Origin of the sequence: Nocardia harenae NBRC 108248 (assembly GCF_001612885.1) — a bacterium.
Lineage (GTDB): Bacteria > Actinomycetota > Actinomycetes > Mycobacteriales > Mycobacteriaceae > Nocardia > Nocardia harenae.
Genome location: NZ_BDBH01000007.1, coordinates 45,266 through 69,570, shown reverse-complemented (window position 1 = coordinate 69,570; position 24,305 = coordinate 45,266). Strand labels below are relative to the sequence as shown.

Annotated in this window: 24 protein-coding genes; 14 read left to right on the top strand and 10 right to left on the bottom strand. The window is 72.0% G+C overall.

The features are described from left to right. Window positions 1-14: 14 nt before the first annotated feature. From NH2_RS15980 to NH2_RS15965, 4 genes are all read left to right on the top strand, one after another. Window positions 15-620: a hypothetical protein gene (locus NH2_RS15980; protein WP_067654320.1), complete on the top strand. Its 606-nt coding sequence runs from the start codon at window positions 15-17 to the stop codon at window positions 618-620. After that, entirely contained in the window at window positions 617-3,739 is a 3,123-nt protein-coding gene (locus NH2_RS15975; RefSeq protein WP_067654318.1) for an ATP-binding protein, read from the top strand. The genes NH2_RS15980 and NH2_RS15975 overlap by 4 nt, the downstream gene beginning before the upstream one ends. Before the next feature lie 68 nt (window positions 3,740-3,807). Further along, the gene (locus NH2_RS15970) at window positions 3,808-4,968 is read left to right on the top strand and encodes a serpin family protein (RefSeq protein ID WP_067654316.1); all 1,161 of its coding nucleotides are present in this window, start codon (window positions 3,808-3,810) and stop codon (window positions 4,966-4,968) included. 47 nt (window positions 4,969-5,015) lie between these two features. Next, a complete protein-coding gene (locus NH2_RS15965) occupies window positions 5,016-5,885 on the top strand; it encodes an LLM class F420-dependent oxidoreductase (RefSeq protein WP_067654314.1) in 870 nt (289 codons plus the stop codon). A 123-nt stretch (window positions 5,886-6,008) separates the two neighbouring features. Here NH2_RS15965 and NH2_RS15960 read toward each other — a convergent pair whose 3' ends face one another. Next, the gene (locus tag NH2_RS15960; protein ID WP_067654312.1) at window positions 6,009-7,103 is read right to left on the bottom strand and encodes a mechanosensitive ion channel family protein; all 1,095 of its coding nucleotides are present in this window, start codon (window positions 7,101-7,103) and stop codon (window positions 6,009-6,011) included. 147 nt (window positions 7,104-7,250) lie between these two features. Here NH2_RS15960 and NH2_RS15955 point away from each other — a divergent pair, with 147 nt between their 5' ends. Continuing rightward, a complete protein-coding gene (locus NH2_RS15955) occupies window positions 7,251-8,057 on the top strand; it encodes an SDR family NAD(P)-dependent oxidoreductase (protein WP_067654310.1) in 807 nt (268 codons plus the stop codon). 131 nt (window positions 8,058-8,188) lie between these two features. Continuing rightward, entirely contained in the window at window positions 8,189-8,671 is a 483-nt protein-coding gene (locus tag NH2_RS15950) for a hypothetical protein (protein WP_067654308.1), read from the top strand. 116 nt (window positions 8,672-8,787) lie between these two features. Here the strand turns inward: NH2_RS15950 and NH2_RS29845 are convergent, their stop codons facing one another. Both NH2_RS29845 and NH2_RS15940 read right to left on the bottom strand, forming a co-directional pair. Beyond that, entirely contained in the window at window positions 8,788-10,980 is a 2,193-nt protein-coding gene (locus tag NH2_RS29845) for a hypothetical protein (RefSeq protein ID WP_245650600.1), read from the bottom strand. 316 nt (window positions 10,981-11,296) lie between these two features. Further along, complete coding sequence (locus NH2_RS15940; RefSeq protein WP_067654306.1) at window positions 11,297-12,562, bottom strand: LuxR C-terminal-related transcriptional regulator; 1,266 nt, start codon at window positions 12,560-12,562, stop codon at window positions 11,297-11,299. A gap of 147 nt (window positions 12,563-12,709) precedes the next feature. On the opposite strand from NH2_RS15940, the gene NH2_RS15935 reads away from it, so the two are divergent. From NH2_RS15935 to NH2_RS15925, 3 genes are all read left to right on the top strand, one after another. After that, window positions 12,710-13,795, top strand: a complete 1,086-nt coding sequence (locus tag NH2_RS15935) for an S-(hydroxymethyl)mycothiol dehydrogenase (RefSeq protein ID WP_067654304.1) — start codon at window positions 12,710-12,712, stop codon at window positions 13,793-13,795. Beyond that, window positions 13,792-14,424, top strand: a complete 633-nt coding sequence (locus NH2_RS15930; protein ID WP_067654302.1) for an MBL fold metallo-hydrolase — start codon at window positions 13,792-13,794, stop codon at window positions 14,422-14,424. The genes NH2_RS15935 and NH2_RS15930 overlap by 4 nt, the downstream gene beginning before the upstream one ends. An 88-nt stretch (window positions 14,425-14,512) precedes the next feature. Further along, window positions 14,513-15,220, top strand: coding sequence for a response regulator transcription factor (locus tag NH2_RS15925; RefSeq protein ID WP_067654300.1), 708 nt, complete (start codon window positions 14,513-14,515; stop codon window positions 15,218-15,220). Between the two features lie 43 nt (window positions 15,221-15,263). Here NH2_RS15925 and NH2_RS15920 read toward each other — a convergent pair whose 3' ends face one another. The 5 genes from NH2_RS15920 to NH2_RS15900 all read right to left on the bottom strand — a co-directional run bounded on the left by NH2_RS15920 (window position 15,264) and on the right by NH2_RS15900 (window position 18,685). Then, window positions 15,264-15,932 carry an MspA family porin gene (locus tag NH2_RS15920; RefSeq protein WP_067654298.1) on the bottom strand — a complete coding sequence of 223 codons (669 nt, stop codon included), beginning with the start codon at window positions 15,930-15,932 and terminating at the stop codon, window positions 15,264-15,266. A gap of 45 nt (window positions 15,933-15,977) precedes the next feature. Beyond that, a complete protein-coding gene (locus NH2_RS15915; protein ID WP_245650599.1) occupies window positions 15,978-16,640 on the bottom strand; it encodes an MspA family porin in 663 nt (220 codons plus the stop codon). A 227-nt stretch (window positions 16,641-16,867) separates the two neighbouring features. After that, entirely contained in the window at window positions 16,868-17,536 is a 669-nt protein-coding gene (locus tag NH2_RS15910; RefSeq protein ID WP_067654293.1) for an MspA family porin, read from the bottom strand. Between the two features lie 51 nt (window positions 17,537-17,587). After that, the gene (locus NH2_RS15905; protein WP_067654291.1) at window positions 17,588-18,250 is read right to left on the bottom strand and encodes an MspA family porin; all 663 of its coding nucleotides are present in this window, start codon (window positions 18,248-18,250) and stop codon (window positions 17,588-17,590) included. Window positions 18,251-18,394: 144 nt separating this feature from the next. After that, complete coding sequence (locus NH2_RS15900) at window positions 18,395-18,685, bottom strand: hypothetical protein (RefSeq protein WP_157103806.1); 291 nt, start codon at window positions 18,683-18,685, stop codon at window positions 18,395-18,397. Between the two features lie 121 nt (window positions 18,686-18,806). On the opposite strand from NH2_RS15900, the gene NH2_RS15895 reads away from it, so the two are divergent. The 3 genes from NH2_RS15895 to NH2_RS28815 all read left to right on the top strand — a co-directional run bounded on the left by NH2_RS15895 (window position 18,807) and on the right by NH2_RS28815 (window position 20,586). Further along, window positions 18,807-19,313 (top strand): MarR family winged helix-turn-helix transcriptional regulator, encoded by a 507-nt coding sequence (locus tag NH2_RS15895; RefSeq protein WP_067655665.1) that lies wholly within the window; start codon window positions 18,807-18,809, stop codon window positions 19,311-19,313. A 141-nt stretch (window positions 19,314-19,454) separates the two neighbouring features. Next, the gene (locus tag NH2_RS15890; RefSeq protein WP_245650598.1) at window positions 19,455-20,291 is read left to right on the top strand and encodes an NAD-dependent protein deacetylase; all 837 of its coding nucleotides are present in this window, start codon (window positions 19,455-19,457) and stop codon (window positions 20,289-20,291) included. Between the two features lie 130 nt (window positions 20,292-20,421). Next, on the top strand, window positions 20,422-20,586 hold the full coding sequence (locus NH2_RS28815; RefSeq protein ID WP_157103805.1) for a hypothetical protein: 165 nt from the start codon (window positions 20,422-20,424) through the stop codon (window positions 20,584-20,586). Window positions 20,587-20,593: 7 nt separating this feature from the next. On the opposite strand, the gene NH2_RS15885 is transcribed toward NH2_RS28815, so the two are convergent. Together NH2_RS15885 and NH2_RS15880 are read right to left on the bottom strand one after the other, a co-directional pair. After that, on the bottom strand, window positions 20,594-21,433 hold the full coding sequence (locus tag NH2_RS15885) for a DUF72 domain-containing protein (RefSeq protein WP_067654287.1): 840 nt from the start codon (window positions 21,431-21,433) through the stop codon (window positions 20,594-20,596). 30 nt (window positions 21,434-21,463) lie between these two features. Beyond that, entirely contained in the window at window positions 21,464-21,745 is a 282-nt protein-coding gene (locus tag NH2_RS15880) for a hypothetical protein (RefSeq protein WP_067654285.1), read from the bottom strand. 207 nt (window positions 21,746-21,952) lie between these two features. Here NH2_RS15880 and NH2_RS15875 point away from each other — a divergent pair, with 207 nt between their 5' ends. Together NH2_RS15875 and NH2_RS15870 are read left to right on the top strand one after the other, a co-directional pair. Further along, on the top strand, window positions 21,953-23,374 hold the full coding sequence (locus NH2_RS15875) for a WGR domain-containing protein (RefSeq protein WP_067654284.1): 1,422 nt from the start codon (window positions 21,953-21,955) through the stop codon (window positions 23,372-23,374). A 110-nt stretch (window positions 23,375-23,484) separates the two neighbouring features. After that, window positions 23,485-24,303 carry an SAM-dependent methyltransferase gene (locus NH2_RS15870; protein WP_067654282.1) on the top strand — a complete coding sequence of 273 codons (819 nt, stop codon included), beginning with the start codon at window positions 23,485-23,487 and terminating at the stop codon, window positions 24,301-24,303. Window positions 24,304-24,305 lie beyond the last annotated feature (2 nt).

Here is a 24,305-nt window from a genome sequence, read left to right as displayed (position 1 = left end):
GAACGGAACCCCGTATGTCCGACCGGTTGACCCTCACCCAGCGCTGCGTCCTGCTCGTCCTGCTGGCCGAGGCGAGGGAGCTCTCCAACGCCGAGCTGTACGGGCTGGCCGGGTTGCGGCTGGAGAAGCCGCAGCGGGAGCAGTTGAACGAGCGGGGGTTGATCGCCAGCACCAAGGTAGGGCGGACCTACGCGCACGAGCTGACCGATCGCGGTGCGGTGTGGTGCGCCGAGGAGTTGGCCGGGCCTCGGCCCGCGCGGTCCGGGCCCGCGGGTGGGGCGCTGTACGCGGTGCTCGCGGGGTTGCGGCGGTACCTGGACGGGAGCGGGCAGGTGGTGGCCGAGATCTTCCGGCCGGATGTGCCGAGCCGGGTGGTTGCGGCGTATGCCGCGGTGGCCAAGGGCGGCGCGCAGCCGATCCGGCTCGCCGTGCTGCGTGCGCGGCTGACCGATGTCTCGCGGGACGACTTCGACGTGGCCATCAAGCAGTTGGCCCGCCGCGACGGGGTACACGTGCGCTCCGAGGCCGATCAGAAGACGCTGACAGAGCACGACCACGACGCCGCGGTGGTGCTCGGCGGCATCACCCGGCACCTCCTCACCATCGAGGCCGCCCGGTGAACGAGGAGCAGTACCACGCCCTCGCCTCGATCCAGTTCAGCAGCGCACTCACTCCCGACGAGATCTGGAGTCCGCTCAGCCACCATGTCGACGGCCTGCATCCGAAGGCGGCCGCAGAGATCGAGCGGGCCGTCCGGCGGGCGCTGACACAGCCGCGGCGGTCGCCGACCGGGCTGGTGCTGCAAGGCGATCGCGGCGTCGGCAAAACGCACATGCTCGGCTGGCTGCGCGAGCTGGTGGAGCGGACGGGCGGCGCCTTCTTCATGCCCAAGCTGATCGACGGCGCGTCGTTCTGGGCAGGTGCGGTGCACGGCATCGTCGCGCGGCTGCTCGCCGAGGGGGGCAGGCTCGGCTGGCTGCTCGGCGAGCTGGCCGAGCGCACCGGCTGCGATGCCGAACTCACCATGCGGCTGCGCGGGAACCTGGAGGTGCAGCCCGCGCACCTGGACGACTTCGTCGGGCGGATCGAGGATCTCGACATCCGGGTGGCCACGGAGTGCTCCGACACGGTGCGCGCCCTGGTGCTCTACCGGGCGCGCGGCTCGCTGCGCGAGATCGGGCTGAGCTACCTCACCCTGGACGACGGCATCGAGGAATCGGCGCGGCGGCAGTGGGGGTTCCGGCAGCGCGGCAAGCCGTCGCAGCTGCTCTTCCACGACCTGTGCCGGATATTCGCGCTGGCCGGGCCGGTGGTGCTCGCCATCGATCAGGTCGACACCGTCATCGCGCAGTCCGACCGGAACGAGGAGGACGGGCTGGCCAATCGGCTCGCGGACGGGCTGATGCGGATGCGGGAGGAGACCACCCGCACCGTGATAATCGCCGCCTGCATCCCCAAATCCTGGGAGCTCATCGCCAAGCGCGCGGCCAACTCCGCCGCCGACCGGTTCACCGTTCTCGAACTCTCCACCGCCATGCCCGGCGGCGACGTAGCCAGAGCGATAGTCGAGCGACACCTCGGCGGACTGTACGGCGAGATCGGTTTCGAGCCACCACACCCCACCTGGCCGGTACTCCCCGCGGCCTTCGAGCATCCAGACATCGTGGAATACACCCCGCGCCGGTTACTCCAGCAACTCGAGAAGCACGTCGCGCACTGCCTGGCGCGGAACACCGTCCTCGAACTGACCGACTTCGGCGCGGTCGACGAACCGGCGGCGGCGCCGCTGCCGGACCTGGCCGACCTCGGCGCCATCGACGCGCGCTTCGCGGCACTGCACGACGCCGCCGACGTGATCCGCCCCCTCGACCCCCGCTACGAGGACGAGCGCATGGTCGCCCTGCTCAACGCCGCCCTGCAGGCGTACGTGCTGGAGCAGAACCGGGGCAGCCAGGAACTCACCATCGACCCGGACCGCACCGTCTCCCCGGCCCTGCACGCCCGCCTGCGCCGCACCCTGGACGAGGCCAGCGAGGACGAGGAGCACTGGAGTTTCCGCGCCATCGCGCACAGCCACCACCGGGCGGTGCTGGCCCGGCTGCGTTCGGCCTCGCTGGAGGCGGGGATTCAGCCGAACGCGGCCAAGCGGCACCTGGTGGTGCTGCGGAACTCGACCTTCTCGACCGGGCCGGTGACCACGACGACGCTCGCCGAGTTCGAGGCGGCGCGGGGGGTGGCGGTGCCGATCTCGGCAGCGGACCTCAAGACCTTCACCGCGCTGGAGACGCTGCTCGCCGAGCGGGCGCCCGGGTTGGCGGGGTGGTTGGCGGCGCGGCGGCCGGCGAGCCGGTCCGAGCTGTTCGCCCGGATCTTCGGCGAGCCGGCCAACGGACACCGGGTGCCGGACAACCGGCCGGTGATCGTGCAGCCGGACGATCGGTCCGCGGTCACCGGCTCATCCGGCTCGTCGGTGACCGCCGCCCCGGTCGCTCCCCCGCGAGACCCGAACGAGCCCACCGTGCTCCTCGGCCGCAAGACCACGACGGGCAAAGACCTCCGCACCCCGCTCCTGCAACTCCGCAAACACACCACGGTCTTCGCGGGCAGCGGCTCCGGCAAGACCGTCCTGCTCCGCCGCCTGGTGGAAGAGGCCGCGCTGCACGGCGTCTCGTCGATCCTCATCGACACCAACAACGACCTCGCTCGCCTCGGCGACGGCTGGCCGACCCCGCCACCGAGCTGGCTCGACGGCGACGCCGAGCGCGCCGAGCGCTACCTGGACGGCACCGACGTCGTCATCTGGACCCCGCGCCGCGAGACCGGCAACCCGATCGCGCTCGACCCGCTCCCCGATTTCTCCGGCGTCCTCGACGACCCGGACGAGTTCCGCATCGCCATCGACGCCTCGGTGGCCGGTCTCCTGCCCCGCACCGGGCTCACCGGCCGCCGCACCGCGACCGGCAACGCCGTGCTGATCCAGGCGCTGACCAGGTTCGCCAGGGACGGCGGCAGCGACCTGGCCGACTTCGTCGACTTCCTCGGCGACCTCCCCGACGGCGTCAGCACCCTGCGCGACTCGGCCAAGCTGGCGGCCGGCATCGCGGAGGAGCTCGCCGCCGCGACCATCAACGACCCGGTCTTCGGCGGCGCGGGCACCAGGCTCGACCCGGGCATGCTGCTCACCCCGCGTCCGGGCATGCGGGCCAGGGTCTCGGTGATCAGCTGCATCGGGCTGCCGGTGGACGCGCAGCGGCAGACCTTCGTCAACCAGCTCCAGCTCGCGCTCTTCGCCTGGATCAAGCGCAATCCGGCGGGCGACCGCCCGCTCGGCGGGCTGCTGGTGCTGGACGAGGCGCAGACCTTCGTGCCACAGGGCAGGGCCGTGGTCTCCAGCCAGAGCACGCTGCAGCTGGCGGCCCAGGCGCGCAAGTACGGCCTCGGCATGGTGTACGCGACGCAGGCGCCGAAGGCGCTGGACAACCGGGTCACCGGCAATGCCGCCACGCAGTTCTTCGGCAGGCTCAACGCCCCGGTCCAGATCCAGGCCGCGACCGAGCTGGCCAGGGCCAAGGGCGGCCAGGTCGACGATATCGCCCGGCTCGCCGCGGGCAGCTTCTACGGCACCACCGAGGGCGCGGGCTTCGCCAAACTCGCGGTGCCCATGTGCCTGAGCCACCACCCGCCCAGCGCCCTCACCGAGGACGAGGTCCTGACCCGCGCCCGTGCCACCCGCCCCTGACCCCTCGGAACGGGTGCGGCGGGGTCGGGCTTGCGGGGAGGACAGCGGCGGTTTCGTACCCTGGTGCCGTGCGCACCATTTCACCGGAGTCCGTCACCGCCGCCAACGCGCTGACCGCGCGCTGGGCCGCCACCGCCGGGTCCGGCGATTTCGTGCTCTCCGGCGCGGGGGTGTGGCCGCTGCTCGCGCTGCTCACCGGCGCCGCCGAGGGGCCGGCGCGCGCCGAGCTGGAGGCCGCGCTCGGCATTCCGGCGGCGGCGGCGCACGAGGGCGGGCTGCGGTTGCTCGAGGTGCTCGGCAGCTCGGCCGATCTCTCCGCCGCACTCGGCTTCTGGGTGCGCGACGGGCTGCCGCTGCGCCCGGAGTGGCGGGGGTCGGTCCCCGCGGGGACGGTCGCGCCGCTCACCGGGCAGCAGGCGCTGGACGACTGGGCCCGCCGCTACACGAAGGGCCTCATCGACCGCTTCCCGCTCACCGTCGACCGGGGCACGCTGCTGGTGCTGGCCACCGCGCTGGCGGCGGACACCAAGTGGCGCACCAATTTCCAGAAGACCACGCTCGCCCCGGAGGACGGCCCGTGGCGCGGGCAGCGGACGGCCGGGCTCACCCGCACGGTGCCATGGGTCGCTGATATCGCCGCGCTCGACACCCCGGCGCCGGTGACGCGGCTGGTGGTCGAGGGGGCAGGCGACGCCGACGTGCACCTGCTGCTCGGCCCGGAGCAGCCGGGCGCGGTGCTCGACGCGGGCATCGCCGCGCTGGCGGGCACGGTTTCGGTGCGCACCGGGCTGGCGGCCGACGGCCCCGGGCTCACCAGGGAGGAGGTGTACGGCCACCGGCAGGAGGATTCGCTGCGGGTCGAGCTGCCGCACTTCCTGGTCCGCTCGCAGCACGATCTGCTCGACCGGCCGGAGCTGTTCGGGCTGCGCGCGGCGCTGGATCCCACCCGCGGCCACTTCCCCGGTCTTTCCCCGCAGCCGCTCGCGGTGCAGCAGGGGGCGCAGAACGTGCTCGCCGAGTTCGGCGCGCGGGGTTTCACGGCGGCGGCGGTGAGCGCCTTCGGCCTGCGGGCCGGGTCGGCGCGGCCCGCGCTGCCGCCCAAGCGGACGACGACCGCGCTGCGGGTGCGGTTCGACCGGCCGTTCGGCTTCCTCCTGGTGCACCGAACCAGCGGGCTCGCGGTGGTGGCGGGGTGGATCGGAACTTGCCCTGGAGTGCACTCCAGGTAATAGCGTCGGTACCGAGTTCGTCACCGACACCCAGGAGGGTTCTCGTCATGCAGCTCGGCATCCACGTTCCCATCTTCGACATCGACGGCGGGCCCGCGGCCATCGCCGGTGAACTGGCCGCGGTCGGCCGCGCCGCGGAGGAGTCCGGCGCGACCTGGCTCTCCGTCATGGACCACTTCTTCCAGATCGAGCCGACCGGGCTGCCCGCCGAGGCGAACATGCTGGAGGGCTACACCACACTCGGCTACCTGGCCGCGCACACCACCTCGATCGATCTCGGGCTGCTGGTCACCGGGGTCACCTACCGGCACCCGGGGCTGCTCGCCAAGATCGTCAGCACGCTGGACGTGCTCTCCGGCGGGCGGGCCGTGCTCGGCATCGGCGCGGCCTGGTTCGAGCGCGAGCATCTCGGCCTCGGCGTGCCGTACCCGCCGATCGCGGAGCGCTTCGAGCGGCTGGAGGAGGCGCTGCGGATCGCCAAGCAGATGTGGGACCCGGCCGACAACGGCCCGTTCGAGGGCAAGCACTACCAGCTCGCGGAGACGCTGTGCGCGCCGCAGCCGCTGCGCACGCCGCCGGTGCTGATCGGCGGCGGCGGGGAGAAGAAGACGCTGCGGCTGGTGGCGCAGTACGCGGATCGCTGCAACCTGTTCGGCACCTCGCCGGCCGATGTGGAGCACAAGCTCGACGTGCTCCGCGGGCACTGCGACACCGTCGGGCGGGATTTCGCCGAGATCCGGGTGACGGTGATGGCCGGATCGCCGAACCCGGACAATCACGACGGCTTCGCCCGCCGGCTCGCGGACTACGCGAAGATCGGCGTGCACCAGGCCATCGTCATGCCGCCCGCGGGCAAGCCCGCGGCGTGGATCGACAGCCTGGCGCCGGTCGTTCCCCAGCTCGCCGAGCTGGGCTGAGCGGACCGCGGCTCGCCGGGCGAGACTCCCCCGGAGCCGGGCCGGGCACCGGCCCGGCTCGTGAGCCGGACCGCCCGCGCGGCCGGGTCCCCGGAGAGCTCCGCCGACCCGGCCCGCGCCGTTCTACCGCCCGGCCCCGACCCCGTCGAGCACCCGCTGCACCCCGGACGGCGCCTCCGGCTCACCCGCCCCGATCAGCGCGGTGGCGACCTTGGGCAGCGCCTTCGGGTGATGCTCCCCGAGCCACCCGATGAGTTCCTCGCGCACGGCGCAGCGCAGCGTCCACACGTCGTCGGCATCGGCCGCCGACATCGAGGCGCGCACCACGATATTGGTCGGCGTGCTGTCGGTGACCAGCAGATTCCAGTTGCGCCCGTCCCAATCCTCCCGCTGCTTCAGGAAATCGCGGAGGTGGTCGCGGAGCGCATCGATCGGCGTGCAGTGATCGAGGTGCAGGAACACCGTCCCGGTGAGCTGCGAGCCACCGCGCGACCAGTTCTCGTACGGCATGCTGTTGAAGTACGAGACCGGCATGGTCAGCCTGCGGTCGTCCCAGATCCGGACGGTCAGGAAGGCGAGGGTGATCTCCTCGACGGTGCCCCACTCCCCCTCCACCACCACGGTGTCGCCGATCTTCACCGAGTCGCCGAAGGCGATCTGCAGCCCGGCCACCAGATTGCTCAGCGTGGACTGGGCCGCGACACCGGCGATGATGCCGATCACGCCCGCCGAGGCGAGCAGCGAGGTGCCGAGCGTGCGCATGGTCGGGAAGAGCAGCAGGATCGCCACCGCGGCGGTGGTGACCACCAGGATCGAGGTGATGATCCGGCGCACCAGCCCGAGCTGGGTGCGCAGCTGCCGCACCCGGGCGATGTCCTGGGTGCGGTGCGAGTAGGCCGAGAGCGTGTTCTCCGCCACCGCGTCGGCGAACCGGATGACGGTCCAGGCCAGGGCCATGACGGCCATGGTGGCGAGGATATTGCGGATCATCGCGTCCTGCCGCAGGTGCAGCTCCGCGAGCGGGTAGGTGAAGTGCAGGGCCACCGTTCCGAGCAGCACCTGCACCGGTAACTGCAGGCGCCGCAGCAGGAGCGGCAATCGGGTGTCCGGGCGTTTCTGCGCGCTGTACCGCAGCAGGCGGTCCATGACCAGCCCCGCGAGCACGGTGATCGCGACGGTGACGCCGAAGACGATGAGCGGCCGGATGACGTCCTCCAAGGCGTAGAACTCCTTGTCGTGTGGTCGGTCGGTTCGTCCTCACGACAGGCTACCCATGCGTTCGCGGCTCACTCGGGGTGCGATCCTTGCCACCGCGACGGCCGGAAGCCGCCAGCGCCGCGCTCGCGCGCGGGCGAGGCTTGCCGCATGGATCTTCTGCTGCAGGACAGGGTCGCCGTCGTCACCGGGGCGTCCAAGGGAATCGGGCTCGCCACCGCCCGCACGCTGCGCGCCGAGGGCGCGCTGGTGGTCGCGGTCTCCCGGCGCCCGACCCCCGAGCTGACCGAACTCGCCGGTGACCGCCTGGTGCACGTCGCCGCCGACCTGGCCACCCCGGAGGGCCCCGGCCGCGCCGTCGAGCGCGCGGCCGAACTCTTCGGCGGGGTCGACGTGCTGGTCAACAATGCCGGTGGGCCGCCGCCGGGCGCGGTGCTCCCGCGCTTCTCCTTCACCGCGCTCGACGACGCCGACTGGCTCGCCATGTTCGACTTCAATGTGATGGCGACGGTGCGGGCGGTACGCGCGGCGGTGCCGCTCATGCTGGCCCGCGGCGGCGGGGCGATCGTCAATGTCTCCTCGACGCACGCGCACGTGCCGAGCGCGATCAATGTCGACTACGGGGTGGCCAAGGCCGGGATCGGCAACCTCACCAAGGCGCTCTCCGAGGAGTACGGGCCGCAGGGTATTCGGGTGAACACGGTCTCGCCGGGGCCGGTGCTGACGCCGTGGTGGACCGAGCCGGGCGGGGCCGCCGAGGTGATCGCCGCCGCGACCGGATCGGATCGGGACGCCGTGCTCGGCGGCGGGGCCGCGGCCATGATGGCGCTCACCACCGGACGGCTGATCGATCCGCAGGAGATCGCGGACGCCGTCGTGCTGCTCTGCTCGCCGCGCTCGGCCAGCACCACCGGCGCCGACGTGCTGGTCGACGCCGGGTTGCGCAAGGCGGTCTGAGCCGCCGGACCAAGTGACCATCCGTTCCAGGTAATCCCAGGTGGCGGCTCAGCTGGACCGGGAGTATGTTACGTCCGATTCCTTCCTGGGCGGCTGTTCAGGAAGGACGGGTGAATCGGAAGGCGGGACGGATGGGCGCAGCGACCGGCATCCCTGTCCGAGCGGCCGCGACCTCGGACGGCGCCGAGTTCGAGGCGGATCGCGATCCGCGGCTGATCCGGCTCCGGCTGCGCGGTGTCGAGGCGGCGGTATCGACGGTTCGCGCCAATCTCGACGCCCCGGACTCCGCCCCGCTCGCCGCGGCGCTCGGCGAGGTGGCGCAGCGCTGCCACGGCGCCGCCGCGCTCGCCGGGACGCACCTCGGCCCCGCCGTCCCCGCCGAGCTGCTCGCCCTCCGCGACATCATCGACCGCTGCGCTCGCCTCGTCGTCCTCGCCCTCCCCGGCCTCGCCGCCACCCGCCTCCCCCTCCTGCACCTCGCCACCGAGGCCGAGCAGACCCTCACCCGCTGGTCCCTCGAAGCCCCCGCCGCCCACGCCGACGACCGCGCCCTCGGCCGCGAACTCCTCAGCACCGTCCACGCCTTCCTCGCCCTGGCCTATCCCGTGCCGTGAATTCCGTCCGGCACCGTGCCGGACGCGTCGCGCCGGGGCGCGGCCACCCGGAGACGGCAACAGGGCCCGGACCCCGCACGGGGTCCGGGCCCTGTCGGCTTCCGGAGAGCTGCCGGTCAGTAGTCCCGGCTCGAGGAGCGGCTGCTGCGGCCTGCGGCGCGCGCCTGGCGCCGCTTCTCGCGGAGCTCGGCGAGCTCCTGCTCCAGCATGTCGGCGACCCGGAGCGCGCCGGTGTCGTAGACGTCCGAGGTCGCCGGGATCGGCGCGGGCTCGGGTTCGGGGGCCTTCTTCTTCCTGCCCACCGCGGCCAGCGGGCCGGTGCGCGGGCCGGAGGTGCGCGGCCGGGACGGGGTCGGCTCGATCGGCATCATGATCGGGTCGCGATCCGCGGCGGGCCTGGCGGCGGCCTTGCTGGCGAAGCTGATCACCGGCGCGGCCGGGCGATCCGGCTCCGGCACCTCGACCGGCGCGGTCGCGCGGGCGGTGGCCTGGCGGGACACCGGCTGCGCGGCGGCGGCCGACCTGCCCTGGCCCGCGGCGCGAGCGGCGGGCTGGGCGACGCGGGCGGGCTGCGCGGTGCGCGCCGCCGCGGCGGGCTGGGCCGACCTGGCCGCCGCAGCGGGCTGGGCGGTCCGTGCCGCTGCCGCGGACTGGGCGGTCCGAGCCGCTGCCGCGGACTGGGCCGACCTGGCCGCCGCCGGCTGCGCGGTCCGTGCCGCTGCCGCGGGCTGAGCGCTCCGTGCCGCTGCCGGCTGCGCGGCCGGTGCGGCCGCGGGCTCGGCGACCGGCTCCACCCGGGCGGCGGCGGGACGGACAGCGGGCTCCGCGGGCTCGGCGGCCGGAGCCGGCTCCGGCACGGCGACCGGCTTCGTCCGCACAGCGGCGGTCCGGGTCGCGGGCTGTACCGCGGCGGGCTTCGGCGCGGGCTGCTCCTCGGCGGGCTCCTCGACCGGAGTCGCCTTCGCGGCAACGGACTTGGCGGCGGGCTTGGCCGCCGTCTTCGCGGCGGGCCGGGCCACCTTGGCCGCGGTCTTCCGCTCGGCGGGCTCGGCGTCGGCCTCGGCGACGACGACCGGGATCACGCCGGTCGGGGTGTCGTCCGCGGGCATCTCGGCCGGGGCAGGCGCGCGCTGCGGCTTGGCCGCCGCGGGCTTGGCGGTCTTGGCCGCGGGGCGGGTGCGCTTGGCAGGCACCCGCTTCGGCTCCTCGGCGACCTCGTCCGCGACCGCCTCCGCCGCGGCCTCCTCGGCCTTCGCCTCGGCCGTCACCGGCTGCCGCGCGGGCTGATTCGGCGAGCGGAAGGCGCTCGCCTCCTCGGCGCCGCCGGTGAGCTCGGCGTGCTCGTCCTCGTCGGGCTGCTCCGCGGCATCCGGATCGGTGTCCGGGTCCTCCGGCGGCAGCTCGTCCTCCTCGACGATCTCGTACTCGCCCTCGGCCATGGGGGGCAGCGCGGCGGGCTCGTCGATGGGCGGCCTGCCCAGCTCGGTGATGGCGCTGCCGCGGTAGGCGCCGGGCATCCGCAGCCGAATCTGGTCGGTGGCGTCCGGGAGGTCGCGCACCTGAGCCGTCGCCCTGGCGATGGCGAGGCCGTAGCGGGCACTCACCGCGTCGTGGATGAGCAGCGCGACGCCGATCATCACCGGCGCCACCGCGTGCACCGCGGCGTCGTACCAGTCGCCCAGCCGGACATAGGGATAGGTGTTCAGCGAGACGGTGAGCAGCAGCAGCGCCGCCTCGGCGGCGAGCACCTGGCGCCGGTTGTCGATGACGCCCCACTCGGCGACCTTGTTGGTGCCGATCATGATGATGATCAGACACGCGCTGATCATGGCCTCGAGCAGGTAGCTGAACCAGAAGAGCGGGTCGGTGGGGCCGCCGGGCGCGATGTTCTGCTGGACGTTGACCGCCGACCACAGCATGCCGGCCGTGACGACGCCCGCGAGGGCCCGCAGCGACCAGGAGCGATGCCGGTAGAGCGAGGCGAGTTTGGCGTGCGGGCTCGATTCGCGCCGCTGCGCGGCGATCGCTTTACGAGCGAGCAGGAGATCTCGCATGTCGGCCTTCTCGATGGCTTCGGTGGTCTGCCGTGCGCGGTCCGAGGCCGAGGCGGCGGCCTGCACCTCTTTCCACCGTTGCCCGCGCTCCTCGGTGCGGATGCGCTCGGCGAGCTCGCGCTCGGAGCGCAGCTCGTCTTCCGAGAGCGCCTGGGTCAGCGCCGGATCGAACTGATACGCGAGACGGCCTCTCGCCCGCTCGACCCGTCTCGCCAGCGCGGTGACATCGTCTTCGTTGTTCTGTTCGATGGTCACTGCGACTCCCTGCCGGGAAGATACGATGGCAGACAAGTGATCACGCGAGGGTACGGTACCCGGCTTCGCCGCTCATCGCACCGTGGTGGCCGAATTGCTTTCATGCCCTTTCGCTATCGCTCATTCCGCGGACTCCGCGGGGGCCGTACGGTCCCGCCCGGAGCGCGGGCGCGATCGACTTCGGCGCCGAGCGTATCGCCACCCCGCCGCCGCGCCGGACACGGTGGCGAGATATATCAATGCCGACTGGCATTGCGCGGCAGCGGGTCTGCTCCCGCACGCGCCGAAACCGCCTCGGACAGTGGAAAACCGGTGCTCAGGGCTCGCCGGGAAGCAGCCCGGCGCGGACGCCGAGCGCGGCGGCCTCGCCGCGGGTGGTGACCGCCAGCTTCTTCAGCACCCCGGTGACATGGAACTTGACGGTGCTCTCCGCGACTCCGAGTTCGGCGGCGATGGCGCGGTTGCGCCTGCCCGCGGCGAGCAGCCCGAGCACCTCGCGCTCGCGCCGGTTCAGCCGGTCCAGCGCGCCGCGCTCCCGGCGCGCCGCGGGCGCGGCGAGCGGCAGTCGCAGCGCCACCCGGCTGCCCCAGCCGGGTAGCGCCTCGATCTCGAGCGTGGCGCGCAGCGCGCGGACCCGGCCCTCCAGGGCGCGGCGCAGGGCATCGGCGTCGAGCGCACCCGATTCCTGGTCGCGCACGTCGATGAGCAGTGCGGCGTCGGCGTGCTCCCAGCCGACCCGCAGCCGCCGCAGCCCCGGCTGGGCGGCGAAGGCGAGCACGACGGCGGTGGTCATGGCACGTGCGCCGACCGCGATCTCGCCGGGCAGCGGGGCGCCCGCACCGGGGGCGGCGAAGAGCACCTCGGTATCGCGGAGCACCGGGGCGAGCTCGGCGCGCAGCCGGTCGAAGGCGGCGGCAGGCGGCTCCTCGGCCAGCGCGCGCTCGGTGGCGCGGCCCGCGCGGGCGGCGAGCAGTGCGGCGGAGGCGGTTTCGGTGGCGGCCAGCCTGGCCTGCCGGTCGTCGAGGCCGGTGGCGCGCAGGGTGGCGAGGACCGCGGTCAGCGTCGCCTCGTGCGCCGCGGTGAGCTCGGCGACGGCCCTGGCGCGCTCCGCCGACGCCGCCCGCGCCTCGGTCAGGTACTCCGGGCTGGCCTGCGCCACCTGCTGCCGGATCGAGGTGGCGACGATGCCGAACCGCGCGGCGAGTTCGGCGGCGACCTCGGCGCGAACGGGCCGCGCCGGTTCCCTCGGCACCAGGACCAGCAGCATCCCGGAGTGGTCGAGCACCGCCCACAGGCGGCGCGGCCGTTCCCCGAGCCGCGCGGTGAGCTCGGCGTGCGCGCCGGGCGCGAGCGCCGAGCGCACCGCCTCCAGCTCGCCGATCCCGACCCGATCCACCACCTCGGCGGCGCCCGCCACCTTGCGCGGCCGCCCGGTGCACTCCCTGGTGAAGATCACCAGCGCGTCGTGCGGCCACCACTCGGCCAGGTGGCGGGAGAAGCGGCGGGCGATCTCGGCCAGCGGGCCGTCGATCACGGTGCGCAGGGCGCGCAGGTCAGCGGGGGATACGGCGAGCTCGGCCATCGGGGGCGAGTCTAGGCGACCTGGCCGAAAGGCGAGGTTTTCCTGTCCGTCCGGCCAGGACACCCCCGGCCCGCGCCCCGATACGGTCGAGGTAGCCATGCGGGTACGCGCATGCGTCCATACCGTCGTCGGAAGGGATGAACAGCCATGCCACAGCAGGTTCGCGGGGTGGTCGCGCGGAGTAAGGGGGCTCCGGTGGAGCTCACCGACATCGTGATTCCCGACCCGGGGCCGGGCGAGGTGGTGGTGCAGATCGCCGCCTGCGGCGTCTGCCACACCGACCTGCACTATCGCGAGGGCGGGATCAACGACGAGTTCCCGTTCCTGCTCGGCCACGAGGCCGCGGGCACGGTGGAGAGCGTCGGGGCGGGCGTCGACACCGTCGAGGTCGGCGATTTCGTCATCCTGAACTGGCGCGCGGTCTGCGGCCGCTGCCGGGCCTGCAAGCGCGGCCGCCCGCAGTACTGTTTCGACACCTTCAACGCCACGCAGAAGATGACACTGACCGACGGCACCGAGCTCACCCCCGCGCTCGGCATCGGCGCCTTCGTGGAGAAGACGCTGGTGCACGCGGGCCAGTGCACCAAGGTGGACCCGGAGGCCGACCCGGCGGTGGTCGGGCTGCTCGGCTGCGGCGTGATGGCCGGGATCGGCGCGGCGGTGAACACCGGCGGCGTGAGCCGGGGCGATTCGGTCGCGGTGATCGGCTGCGGCGGCGTCGGCGACGCGGCCATCGCGGGCGCGAAGCTGGTCGGCGCGACGCCGATCATCGCCGTCGACATGGACGACACCAAGCTGGAGTGGGCGCGGGAACTCGGCGCGACGCACACCGTCAACGCGCGCGAGACCGACGTGGTCGAGGCCATCCAGGAGCTCACCGGCGGCTTCGGCGCCGACGTGGTGATCGAGGCCGTCGGCCGCCCGGAAACCTACGAACAGGCCTTCTACGCCCGCGACCTGGCGGGCACCGTGGTGCTGGTCGGCGTGCCGACGCCGGACATGCGGCTGGAGATGCCGCTCATCGACTTCTTCTCCCGCGGCGGCGCGCTCAAGTCGTCCTGGTACGGCGACTGCCTGCCGGAGCGCGACTTCCCGATGCTGGTGGAGCTGTACCGGCAGGGCAGGCTGCCGCTGGAGAAGTTCGTCACCGAGCGGATCGGGCTCGACCAGGTGGAGCAGGCCTTCCACACCATGCACGGCGGCAAGGTGCTGCGCTCGGTGGTGGTGCTGTGAGCGGCGCGCTCCGGGTCGACCGGGTGGTGACCTCCGGCGTCTTCACCCTGGACGGCGGCAGCTGGGACGTGGACAACAATGTCTGGCTGGTCGGCGACGACGACGAGGTGCTGATCGTCGACGCCGCGCACGACGCGGGCCGGATCGCCGACGCGGTCGGTGACCGCCGGGTACTCGGCGTGGTCTGCACGCACGGCCACAACGACCACGTCACCGCCGCGCCCGAACTCGCCGAGCGGCTGGACGCCCCGATCCTGCTGCACCCCGGCGACGAGCCGCTCTGGCGGATGACCCACCCGGACGCGGCCTACCGGCCGCTCGCCGACGACCAGCGGCTCCCGGTGGCGGGTACCGACCTGCGGGTGATCAGCACCCCCGGCCACTCCCCCGGCTCGGTGGTGCTGTACCTGCCGGAGGCCGGGGTGCTCTTCTCCGGCGACACCCTCTTCGCAGGCGGCCCCGGCGCCACCGGCCGCTCCTTCTCCGATTTCCCGACCATCATCGAGTCGATCCGGGAGCGCGTCCTCACGCTCCCGCCGGAGACCGCGGTGCACACCGGCCACGGCGACGGCACCACCGTCGGCACCGAGGCGCCGCACCTCGAGGAGTGGATCGCCCGCGGCCACTGATCGGCCCGGCAGCGCACGGTACCCGCGGGGCACCGGCTAACTTATAGCCACGCGGGTACCGGGTGAACTGCATCACGAGGAAGAGGCGATGGGCACGCAGCTGATGATCGTGGAGAACGACAATCGGGTGCGCGCCGCGCTGCGGCTCGCCATGGAGGGCGAAGGGTACGAGGTGGCCGAGGCGGAGGCCGCCGAGTCGGCGCTGCGGCAGCTCCGCGAGCAGGGTGCGCCGGACGTGATGATCATCGATCTCACGGCAGGCGGCATGGACGGCTTCACCTGTATCCGGGAAATCCGCCGCAACCACGATGTCCCGATCATCGTCGTCAGCGCGCGGGACGATTCGCACGACGTGGTGGCCGCGCTGGAGGCGGGCGCCGACGACTTCGTGGCGAAGCCCTTCGAGGTCAAGGTGATCACCGCGCGCATGCGCGCACTGCGCCGCAGGGCCGGGCTCACCGCCGAGCGCGACACCCCGCAGGACATTCTGCTCGACGCCGATCCCCGCCATCGCCTCGTGCTCTCGCCGGATCGCGGCACGGTGCGCTGCGGCGGCGCCGAGCTGCACCTCACCCTCACCGAGTTCCGGCTGCTCCGCGAGCTGGCCACCGCGGGGCAGGTGCTGAGCCGGGCCGCGCTGCTGGAGCGGGTGTGGGACCGCGGCTTCTTCGGCGACGAGCGGATCGTGGACGTGCACCTGCGCCGGCTGCGCACCAAGATCGAGCGCGATCCCTCGGACCCGCGCATCGTGGTGACGGTGCGCGGGCTCGGCTACCGCCTGGATCCGCAGCGCTGAGCGGGCGGACGGGGCCGGGCGCGCCGGGCCCCGTCCGCCGGGATCAGCCGATGCTGAAGGGCTGGCCCCACAGGGTGACCACGGACTGCACGTTGTCGGTCTCCACCTTGACCCGCACGAAGGCCCGGGCCTGGGCGTAGCCGCCGCAGCCGGTGAGCCCGATGGTGGAATCGGCCCAGGTCACCGAGCCGGTGTTGCCCTCGAAGGTGTTGTTGGTGGAGTGATCCTCGCTGCCGTAGTCGTCCGGCTTCTCGATATCGAGGATGTAGAAGGAGGTGGCCTGGCCGGGGCCGAGCGACAGGTTGCCACCGGTCTCGCCGCCGAGCAGCGGCACGTCGTCGTCCCAGTTGTAACCGCCGAAAGCAGCGCCCTCGACACCGCCACCCGAGATGTTCACCTGGCAGCCGACGACGTAGCCCGGGTAGATCTTGCCGCCGATATCCTCGCCGCCGGAGACCTCGACCTGCGCCGACCCCGAGACCCACGCATTGCGGTGTGCCGGGGTAGAGCCGAGCGAGGGATTGATATTGGCCGACTCCCCCACCAGGTTCACCGTCACCACGGTGCCGTCGGAGAGCGTCTTGGTGATGCTGCCACCCGGCAGGGCGACGAAGGTATCGGCGTTGGCGGCGCCGGTGGAGAACAGGCCGAAGGCGACCGTGGCGGCGGCACCGACGCCGGCCACGCGCGCCAGCTTCTTGCTGTTCGTCATGTGTTAGCCCCTCTGCGAGTAGTGGATTCGACCGACCGGACCGGATCAGCCGATGCTGAACGGCATGCCGTAGAGGGAGGTCTTGGAGTAGTTGTCGCCGATGATCTCGACCACGGTGTAGGCCCTGGCCTGGGCGTACCCGGCGCAGCCCTGGATGTCGATCTCCACGTCCTGGTACTCCACCGCGTAGACACCCGGCTCGGTGATGTCCTTGATCTCGATCTGCACGAACTTCACCTCGCCCGGGCCGAGGTCGAGCCCGATCGAGCCGCCGATCGTGCCTTCCGTCAGGTCGATGACACCGGCGAGCCCGAGCGAGACGGCCTCGTCGCTGATCGAGACCTGGCAGCCGACGATGTAGCCGGTGTTCAGCTGCGAGGCGCCGTGCGTGGACGAGTTGTTGCTCCCCGGCTCGTTCGCGGGGCCGTTGAACGGGCCGATCTCCCCCTCGGGGGTGGCGGTGACGTCGGCGACGGCATTGCCGGAGACCCACACGACCCGGCCCGAGCCATTGGCCGCCAGCGACGGCGAGACGATGGCGTGCTCCCCGACGCGGGAGACGGTGACGCCGGGACCGAGCTTCTGGCCGTCCGGCAACGGCACGAAGGTATCGGCGTTCGCGGCGCCGGTCGAGAGCAGCCCCATGGCCACAGCGGCCACGGCGCCGGCACCGGCGACGCGCACACCTGCGGTGCGGTAGTTGGTCATATTTCCCCTCATCGATTCTTCGCACTGATCAGGCCCGCAAAGTGTGGTAGCTCACAGTGCCAGCAAGATGAATCGTTACCCCCTCGAATATGAACGATCAGGTACTAAGAGGTGAACGGAGATTTACTGAATTACGAATTATTGTGACGATTCCATGACTATCTGCCCGTCGGAACGACGAGGGGCCCGGCGCCTGCGCGCCGGGCCCCTCGCAGTCGACCGGTGGATCAGCCGATGCTGAACGGCTGGCCCCACAGGGTGACCACCGAGTGCACGTTGTCGGTCTCCACCTTGACCCGCACGAAGGCGCGCGCCTGGGCGTAGCCGCCGCAGCCGCTCAGCCCGATGGTGGAGTCGGCCCAGGTCACCGAGCCGGTGTTGCCCTTGAACGAGTTGTTGGTCGAGTGATCCTCGTTGCCGTAGTCGTCCGGCTTCTCGATATCGAGGATGTAGAACGACGTCGCCTGGCCGGGGCCGAGCGAGAGCTCGCCGCCGGACTCGGCGCCGACGGTGCCTTCGCCGCTCTCCCACTCCACGCCGCCGGAGACGCCGCCCTCGACACCGCCGCCCGCGATATTGACCTGGCAGCCGACGACGTAGCCCGGGTAGATCTTGCCGCCGACCTTGTCGCCGCTGTTGATCTGGACCTGCGCCGAACCGGAGACCCACGCATTGCGGTGCGTCGGGGTCGAGCCGAGCGACGGGCTGATGGTGGCGGACTCGCCGACCAGGTTCACCGTCACCACGGTGCCGTCGGAGAGCGTCTTGGTGATGCTGCCGCCGGGCAGCGCGACGAAGGTGTCGGCATTGGCGGCGCCGGCCGAGAAGAGGCCGATCGCCATGGTCGCGGCGGCTCCCGCACCGGCGACCCGCGCGAGGTTCTTACGGATGGTCATGTGTTTCGCTACCCCTCTGGGTTGAATGAGTGATTCGACCGACCGGCCGGATCAGCCGATGCTGAACGGCTGGCCGTAGAGGGTGGTCTTCGAGTAGTTGTCGCCGATGATCTCGACGACGGTGTAGGCGCGGGCCTGCGCGAATCCGGCGCAACCCTGGATCTGGATCTCCACGTCCTGGTACTCCACCGAGTAGGTACCGGGCTTGGTGATGTCCTTGATCTCGATGTCGACGAATTTCACCTCGCCGGGGCCGAGGTCGAGGCCGAAGGAGCCGCCGAGCCCGCCCTCCGACAGATCGACGCTGCCGGAGAGGCCGAGCCCGATGGCGTCGTCGGCGATGGAGACCTGGCAGCCGACGATGTAGCCGGTGTTCAGCTGCGAGGCGCCGTGCGTGGACGAGTTGTTGCTGCCCGGGTCACCGGTCGGGCCGTTGAACGGGCCGACCTCGCCCTCGGGGGTGGCGATCACCTCGGCGACGGCATTGCCGGAGACCCACACGACCCGGCCCGCGCCATTGGCGGCGAGCGAGGGCGAGACGATGGCGTGCTCGCCGGTGCGGGTGACGGTGACGCCGGGGCCGAGCTTCTGGCCGTCCGGCAGCGGCACGAAGGTATCGGCATTGGCGGCGCCGGTCGAGAACAGCCCCATGGCCACAGCGGCCGCAGCGCCGACGCCGGCGACGCGCACACCTGCGGTGCGATAGTTGGTCATACTTCCCCTCATCAAACAGTTTTTGCGCACAGTTCGGGCCAGCAAAGTTTGTTTTGTCCGGTTTGCCGACAGGTGAATCCTCATGCGCCTGACAAGTGAACGCTGGGATACGGCGCTGTAACCAATGTGCGGAAAATTTGCGCTCTAGTGCGCGTCCGTGACAGTGGCCTCGGGGAAGCGGGCCGCGAGTTTGGCCATGCAGCGGCGGATTTCATCGAGGTCGCGCGCCAGCCGCCGCGACTCGGTGGTGGAGCGGGGCGTGCCGCGGCGGGTGAGATCGGCGTCGAGCACCCGGGTGAGCTCGTCGGCTTCGTGCCGGAGCAGGGCATACAGCAACCGCGCTTGCTCGCGATCGGATTCGTCGGGCATCGGCGGCCGCTCAGCGGCGACGGGAAGCGAAAACGGCCATACCCCATAGTTGGTCACGTCCACCACTGCGTCAACGTGAACACTCCGCGACGGCGACAAACGGACCTAACGGACAAGACTCCCGAACCGGCATGCCCGATTCCGCCCCTATAGTTGGCAGAAGCAACTAGTTGAGGTGGTCAAGTACATGTCTCCTGCCGACTCCGGCGCGCCGAGCGACGCCGAACTCGCGGCGGCCGACCGGCTCGGGGTGCAGCTCGTGCGGTTCGCCCGGGCGCTGAACCGGGTGCGGCACCGCTCCGCCGCCGACGATGCCAGGCACCTGGACAAGCTCGCCTATGCCATGCTCTTCCGGCTGGTGGAGCACGGCCCGCAGCGCACCGGACGGCTGGCCGAGCTGCTGTACGCGGAGATCTCGCTGGTGAGCAGGCAGACCAGGGCGCTCGTACAGCTCGGGCTGATCGAGCGGCGGGCCGACCCGGACGACGGGCGGGCCAGCGTGCTCGCCGCCACCGCGGATGGGGTGCGGGTCTTCGAGCAGGCCAGGCAGCGGCGCAGCGAGTGGCTGGCCGGGCTGGTGACGGGGTGGTCGGCCGCCGAGGTCGGGCAGCTGACCGTGCTGCTGGACCGGCTGAACGATGGAATCGAGGCGGACCCGAGGGATGCCGAGCCCGGCCCGGCGCAGCGCGGGTGACCGGCACCGTCAGCCCGGCGCCCGCCCGGCTCGGCTCGGCGGCCCGCGCCCGCGCCGCCACCATGGATGAGATCGCGCTCCGCGAGCCGGAGCCGGTGGAGCCGCCCTGAGCACTCCGGAACAGGTCGTACGCTGGACTTCGTGGCCGATCTCCTGGAGCTGACCGCCGTCGACGCGGTCGCCGCGCTGCTCGCCGGACGCCGGGTGGCGGTGCTCACCGGCGCGGGCATCTCCACCGACAGCGGCATCCCGGACTACCGCGGCCCCGGCTCCCCGCCCCGCAACCCCATGACCTACCAGCAGTTCGTCGGCGACCCGGTGTTCCGGCAGCGGTACTGGGCGCGCAACCACATCGGCTGGCGCACCATGGACGGCTCCCGCCCGAACCCCGGCCACCGCGCACTGGCCCGGCTGGAGCGGGCGGGCGTCGTCACCGGGCTGATCACGCAGAACGTCGACCTACTGCACACCAAGGCCGGGCACCGCGGCGTCATCGACCTGCACGGCACCTACGCCCGGGTGCGCTGCCTCGGCTGCGAGCGGCTGATCTCCCGGATGACGCTCGCCGACCGGCTGGAGGCCGCCAACCCCGGCTTCGCGGCAGCCGCCGCGGCCGACGGCCTCGAGGTCGCGCCGGACGCCGACGCCGTGGTCGCGCGCACCGCCACCTTCCGCATGGTGGACTGCGCGCACTGCGGCGGCATGCTCAAGCCGGACATCGTCTACTTCGGCGAGAACGTCCCCAAGCCCCGGGTCGCCGCGGCCTTCGCGTTGGTCGACGCCGCGGAGGCGGTACTGGTCGCGGGGTCGTCGCTGACCGTCATGTCCGGGCTGCGCTTCGTCCGGCACGCGGCCAGGTCCGGCAAGCCGGTGGTGATCGTGAACCGGGGCGCCACCAGGGGTGACGAGTGCGCCACCCGCACCGTCGACGCGGGCTGCTCCCCCGTGCTCGACGCGCTCGCCGAGCGGCTGGGCTGAGCGCTGCTCCGAATCCGGCCGCGATCCCCTCAGGACAGATCGAGGTGGCGGTGCATCGACATCGCGGCGTCCGCGAGTGCGGGGATTTCGCCAGCCCCCTCCGCGGCCTCGGCCAACGGTCATCGACGACATGGCCGCCGCGAACGTCACCGCCGAGCGACTGCTACAGGCCAACCCACCACCCGGCGCCGAGCAACTGCACGCCGCCTGGTCCGCCGTCGGCTACCTGGCCAACCACTGGGCAGACCTGGTCGCCGAGGTGATCGACGGCCGACGCCCGGTGCCGCGCCGATGACGGCCGCTCAGAACAGCGTCATGGTCTGCGCCGGTTCCGGCTCCGGCAACGGCTCCAGCTCGGGCACGAGCGCCCGCACCTCGGCGTGGAACCGCCGAGCCAGCCCGAGCGCGTCACCATTGTCCGGCGTGTGCACGAACACCGTCGGCGAGCGTCCCTCACCCAGCCAGCCGGCCACCGTATCCAGCCAGGGCGCCCAGCCCGCGATGGTCGCCTCGGCGTCGTCACGCCCGTGATACCGCACCACCGGGTGCGGCCCGAGCGCGGGCGTGCGCCGCGGCAGCCGCGGCTTCTTCCCCCACGCCTCGTGCTCGGCGGGCGTGCGCGGCGGCGCGGCGTAGAGCGTGGTGGTGTCGAAGGTGACCCACTCGGCGCCCGCCGCGTTGAGCACCCGCACCAGCCGCTTGGCCTGCTCGACCTCCTCGAAGAAGGCCGGGTGCCGCACCTCCACCGCGATCCCCGGCCCGGCGGGCAGCGCGGGCAGGAAGGCGGCGAGCGCGCCGAGGTCGCCGGGGCCGAAGGTGGGCGGTAGCTGCACCCAGAGCGCGTGCAGGCTCGGGCTGAGCGGCTCCATGGCGTCGAGGAAGGCGGCGAGCTCGGCTTCGCCGCCGCCGAGCCGGTGGTCGTGGGTGACCGGGCGCGGCAGCTTGGCGTAGAAGCGGAAGTCGGGAGTGAGCTGGGCGGCCCAGGATTCCGCCGTGCGCCGGGAGGGGGTGGCGTAGAAGGTGGTGTTGCCCTCGACGGCGGTGCAGTGCTCGGCATAGCGGCGCAGCCGCTGCGCGGCGGGCGGCTGAGGCTCGAACCAGGACCCGTGCGACCACATCGCACACCCCACGTGGAGTCGCATCCCGCCACGCTAGCGCAGCGGGATGCGCGCTCAGGAGATGAGCGTGTTCATGATGGTGCCCGCGCTGGTGGCCACCACCCCGCCGATCATGCCGCCCGCGATCATCTTCGGCGAGGTGAAGCTGGTGCCGTTCCACTTCTCCCAGGCGAACTTGCCGCCCGCCACCGTGATCCCGGCGACCCCGGAGAGGATGGAGAACCAGGTGACGTACCTGACCATCTGCAGGATCTCGCCGGAGAGCGGCGGCGCCTCCGGGGTCGGGTTGCCCACCTGAGCGAGCAGGAACATGTCGTGCGCCGTGCTGAAGACCATGTGGGGCTCCCCTGAGGATTCCGCAACCGTTGCGCAAACAGTGATCTCCTCGGATTATGCGCGGTATCACGGCATCGAGTCAACGACCGGCACACCTCTGGCAAACCGTACGGTCCGCTCAGCACGCCGCGAGCCGAACCGCGCATGTCGGTTCCCGTTGCTACCTTCTCGCTCGAGATCGACCGAACGACGAAGCGGGGCAAGACGATGACGACCGGGGCCAGCACCTACCTGGAACTGTCCGAGGACGACGGTTCGGCGCACAAGTTCTACGAGGTCGGCGTGGTCGGCACCCAGGTCACCATCCGGTACGGCCGGATCGGCGACCAGGGCCAGGTCAAGGTCAGCAGCTTCCCGACCGAGGACAAGGCGCGCGCCGCGGCGGCCAAGAAGGTCGGCGAGAAGGTGCGCAAGGGGTACGCGCCCGCGATCCAGGGGCAGCGCGCCCGCAGGCAGACCACCCGGCGCACCATCACCAGCACCCGCTCCACCGCCAAGGCGGCCCCGGTGCTGTGGAGCTTCGACTCCGGCGCCTCCGCCTTCGGCATCTTCGTCGACGACGAGCGCTGCTGGGTCGGCAACGAGCACGGCGACGTCTTCACGCTCACCCGGGACGGCACGGTCACCGGCCGATTCCGCCTCCCGGACGCCGTCAAATGCATTGTCGCGGACGATTTCTGGATCTACGCCGGGTGCGACGACGGCCGCGTCTACGACCTCTCGGGCAAGGTGCCGCGGGCCGCCTACGATATCGCCGCCGATGTCGACATCTACTGGCTCGACATCCACGACGGCATCCTCGGCGTCTCCGACCGGGAAGGCGGGGTCACCGTGATCGACCACGAGGAGGAATCGCTCTGGTCGCACCGCAGCCGCGGCGACTCCGCCTGGATGGTGCGGATCGACGACACCGGGGTCTACCACGGACATTCGCGCGGGGTCACCAAGTACGGGCTGGAGCGCGGGCAGCAGCTCTGGCAGGTGCCGACCGGCCCGGTGCTCTTCGGCTGGCAGGAGTCCGGCGCGGTCTACGCCGGGACCAGCACCAACGAAGTGCGGATGATCGGCAAGGATGGCACCGACGCGATCACCTATCGCTGCGACGCCGCGGTCTTCTCCTGCGCCACCGCGCCGGATGGCCGCTACGTCTTCGCCGGCGACAACCACTCCTCGGTGTACTGCTTCGACGCGAGCGGCCGGCGGCTCTGGAAGCTCGGCACCGGCTGCGGCTCGGCGTACTCCATGCAGTACCACGCGGACCGGCTCTACCTGGTCACCACCAGCGGCGCGCTGGCCTGCCTGGACGTCACCGAGAGCGCGATCCGCGGCGCCGAGGAGGGGGTGCTGCCGCGCACCGTCTCGATCAAGGCGCCGGAGATCTCCGCGGTGGCGCCGAGCTCCACCGTTGAGGTGACCGCGGAGGCGGGCGACGGCATCGTGGTGGAGTGCGTGGAGCAGGGCGGCGGGCTGCGGGTGCGGGTGGTCTCGCCGGGGTACCGGGACGGCTGGAATGTGCAGTTCCCCCGTGACATCCGGGAGGCGGGGGCGCGCTACGTGGTCGACTCCATCGCCGAGTCCGGCCGGGGCGGCTTCTACCGGGTGCGCGGGGACATCCGACGGCTGCGCTGAGCCCAATGACGGTACCGCGCGGTATCTTTCGAGCTACCACGCGGACACCGCGCCCCGCTCCGCCCTAGGATAGGTGCGAATACGGTCCATCGAACGTGAGGTCCCCGCCTGTGTCCGACAATTCCCCCTCGGTCGAGATCGACCAGAGCAAGCCAAGCATCGCCCGCGTCTACGACTACGTGCTCGGCGGGAAGGACAACTACCCGGTCGATCAGGCGATCGGCGATCACTTCATCAACAACCTGCCCGGCTCGGCCGCCATCGCCAAGACCAACCGGGACGTGCTGGTCCGCGCCGTCCGCGAGCTCGCCGTCGGCGGCATCCGGCAGTTCGTCGACCTCGGCAGCGGCCTCCCCACCTCGGACAATGTGCACCAGGTCGCGGCAAGGCACGCCGACGGCGCCAAGGTGGTGTACGTGGACAACGACCCGATCGTGCTCGCGCACGGCAGGGCCATCCTCGCCACCGACGACAACACCGTGGTGATCCAGGCCGACGCGGTCGACCCGGACGGCATCCGCAACCACCCGGAGCTGCAGCGGCTCATCGATTTCGACCAGCCGGTCGCGGTGATCTTCAGCGCCATCCTGCACCACCTGGAGGACCGGGAGAATCCGCTCGGCATCGTGCGCTACTGGCGCGACCAGGTGGCCCCGGGCAGCGCCCTGTTCATCTCGCACTTCCGCTCCGGCGACAACGAGGAGACCAGGGAGGCCGAGGGCAAGCTCCAGGAGACCTTCGGCCGCGGCCGCTGGCGCAGCGACGAGGAGATCGCGGCCTTCTTCGAGGGGCTCGAGATCGCCGAGCCCGGCATCGTCCCCGCCGTGCAGTGGCGCCCGGACAGCACCGGCACCGACATCGGCGCCGCCGAGCGCGAGCTCACCGTCTGGGAGCAGCTGATCGTGGCCGGGCTCGGCTACAAGCGCTGACG

Excerpts from the sequence above, each read along its gene's own strand:
- NH2_RS15980 (WP_067654320.1), top strand. The coding sequence starts at position 15 with ATGTCCGACCGGTTGACCCTCACCCAGCGCTGCGTCCTGCTCGTCCTG.
- NH2_RS15965 (WP_067654314.1), top strand. The coding sequence starts at position 5,016 with ATGCAGCTCGGCATCCACGTTCCCATCTTCGACATCGACGGCGGGCCC.
- NH2_RS15955 (WP_067654310.1), top strand. The coding sequence starts at position 7,251 with ATGGATCTTCTGCTGCAGGACAGGGTCGCCGTCGTCACCGGGGCGTCC.
- NH2_RS15950 (WP_067654308.1), top strand. The coding sequence starts at position 8,189 with ATGGGCGCAGCGACCGGCATCCCTGTCCGAGCGGCCGCGACCTCGGAC.
- NH2_RS15940 (WP_067654306.1), bottom strand. The coding sequence starts at position 12,562 with ATGGCCGAGCTCGCCGTATCCCCCGCTGACCTGCGCGCCCTGCGCACC.
- NH2_RS15935 (WP_067654304.1), top strand. The coding sequence starts at position 12,710 with ATGCCACAGCAGGTTCGCGGGGTGGTCGCGCGGAGTAAGGGGGCTCCG.
- NH2_RS15925 (WP_067654300.1), top strand. The coding sequence starts at position 14,513 with ATGGGCACGCAGCTGATGATCGTGGAGAACGACAATCGGGTGCGCGCC.
- NH2_RS15920 (WP_067654298.1), bottom strand. The coding sequence starts at position 15,932 with ATGACGAACAGCAAGAAGCTGGCGCGCGTGGCCGGCGTCGGTGCCGCC.
- NH2_RS15915 (WP_245650599.1), bottom strand. The coding sequence starts at position 16,640 with ATGACCAACTACCGCACCGCAGGTGTGCGCGTCGCCGGTGCCGGCGCC.
- NH2_RS15910 (WP_067654293.1), bottom strand. The coding sequence starts at position 17,536 with ATGACCATCCGTAAGAACCTCGCGCGGGTCGCCGGTGCGGGAGCCGCC.
- NH2_RS15905 (WP_067654291.1), bottom strand. The coding sequence starts at position 18,250 with ATGACCAACTATCGCACCGCAGGTGTGCGCGTCGCCGGCGTCGGCGCT.
- NH2_RS15895 (WP_067655665.1), top strand. The coding sequence starts at position 18,807 with ATGTCTCCTGCCGACTCCGGCGCGCCGAGCGACGCCGAACTCGCGGCG.
- NH2_RS28815 (WP_157103805.1), top strand. The coding sequence starts at position 20,422 with ATGGCCGCCGCGAACGTCACCGCCGAGCGACTGCTACAGGCCAACCCA.
- NH2_RS15885 (WP_067654287.1), bottom strand. The coding sequence starts at position 21,433 with ATGCGACTCCACGTGGGGTGTGCGATGTGGTCGCACGGGTCCTGGTTC.
- NH2_RS15880 (WP_067654285.1), bottom strand. The coding sequence starts at position 21,745 with ATGGTCTTCAGCACGGCGCACGACATGTTCCTGCTCGCTCAGGTGGGC.
- NH2_RS15875 (WP_067654284.1), top strand. The coding sequence starts at position 21,953 with ATGACGACCGGGGCCAGCACCTACCTGGAACTGTCCGAGGACGACGGT.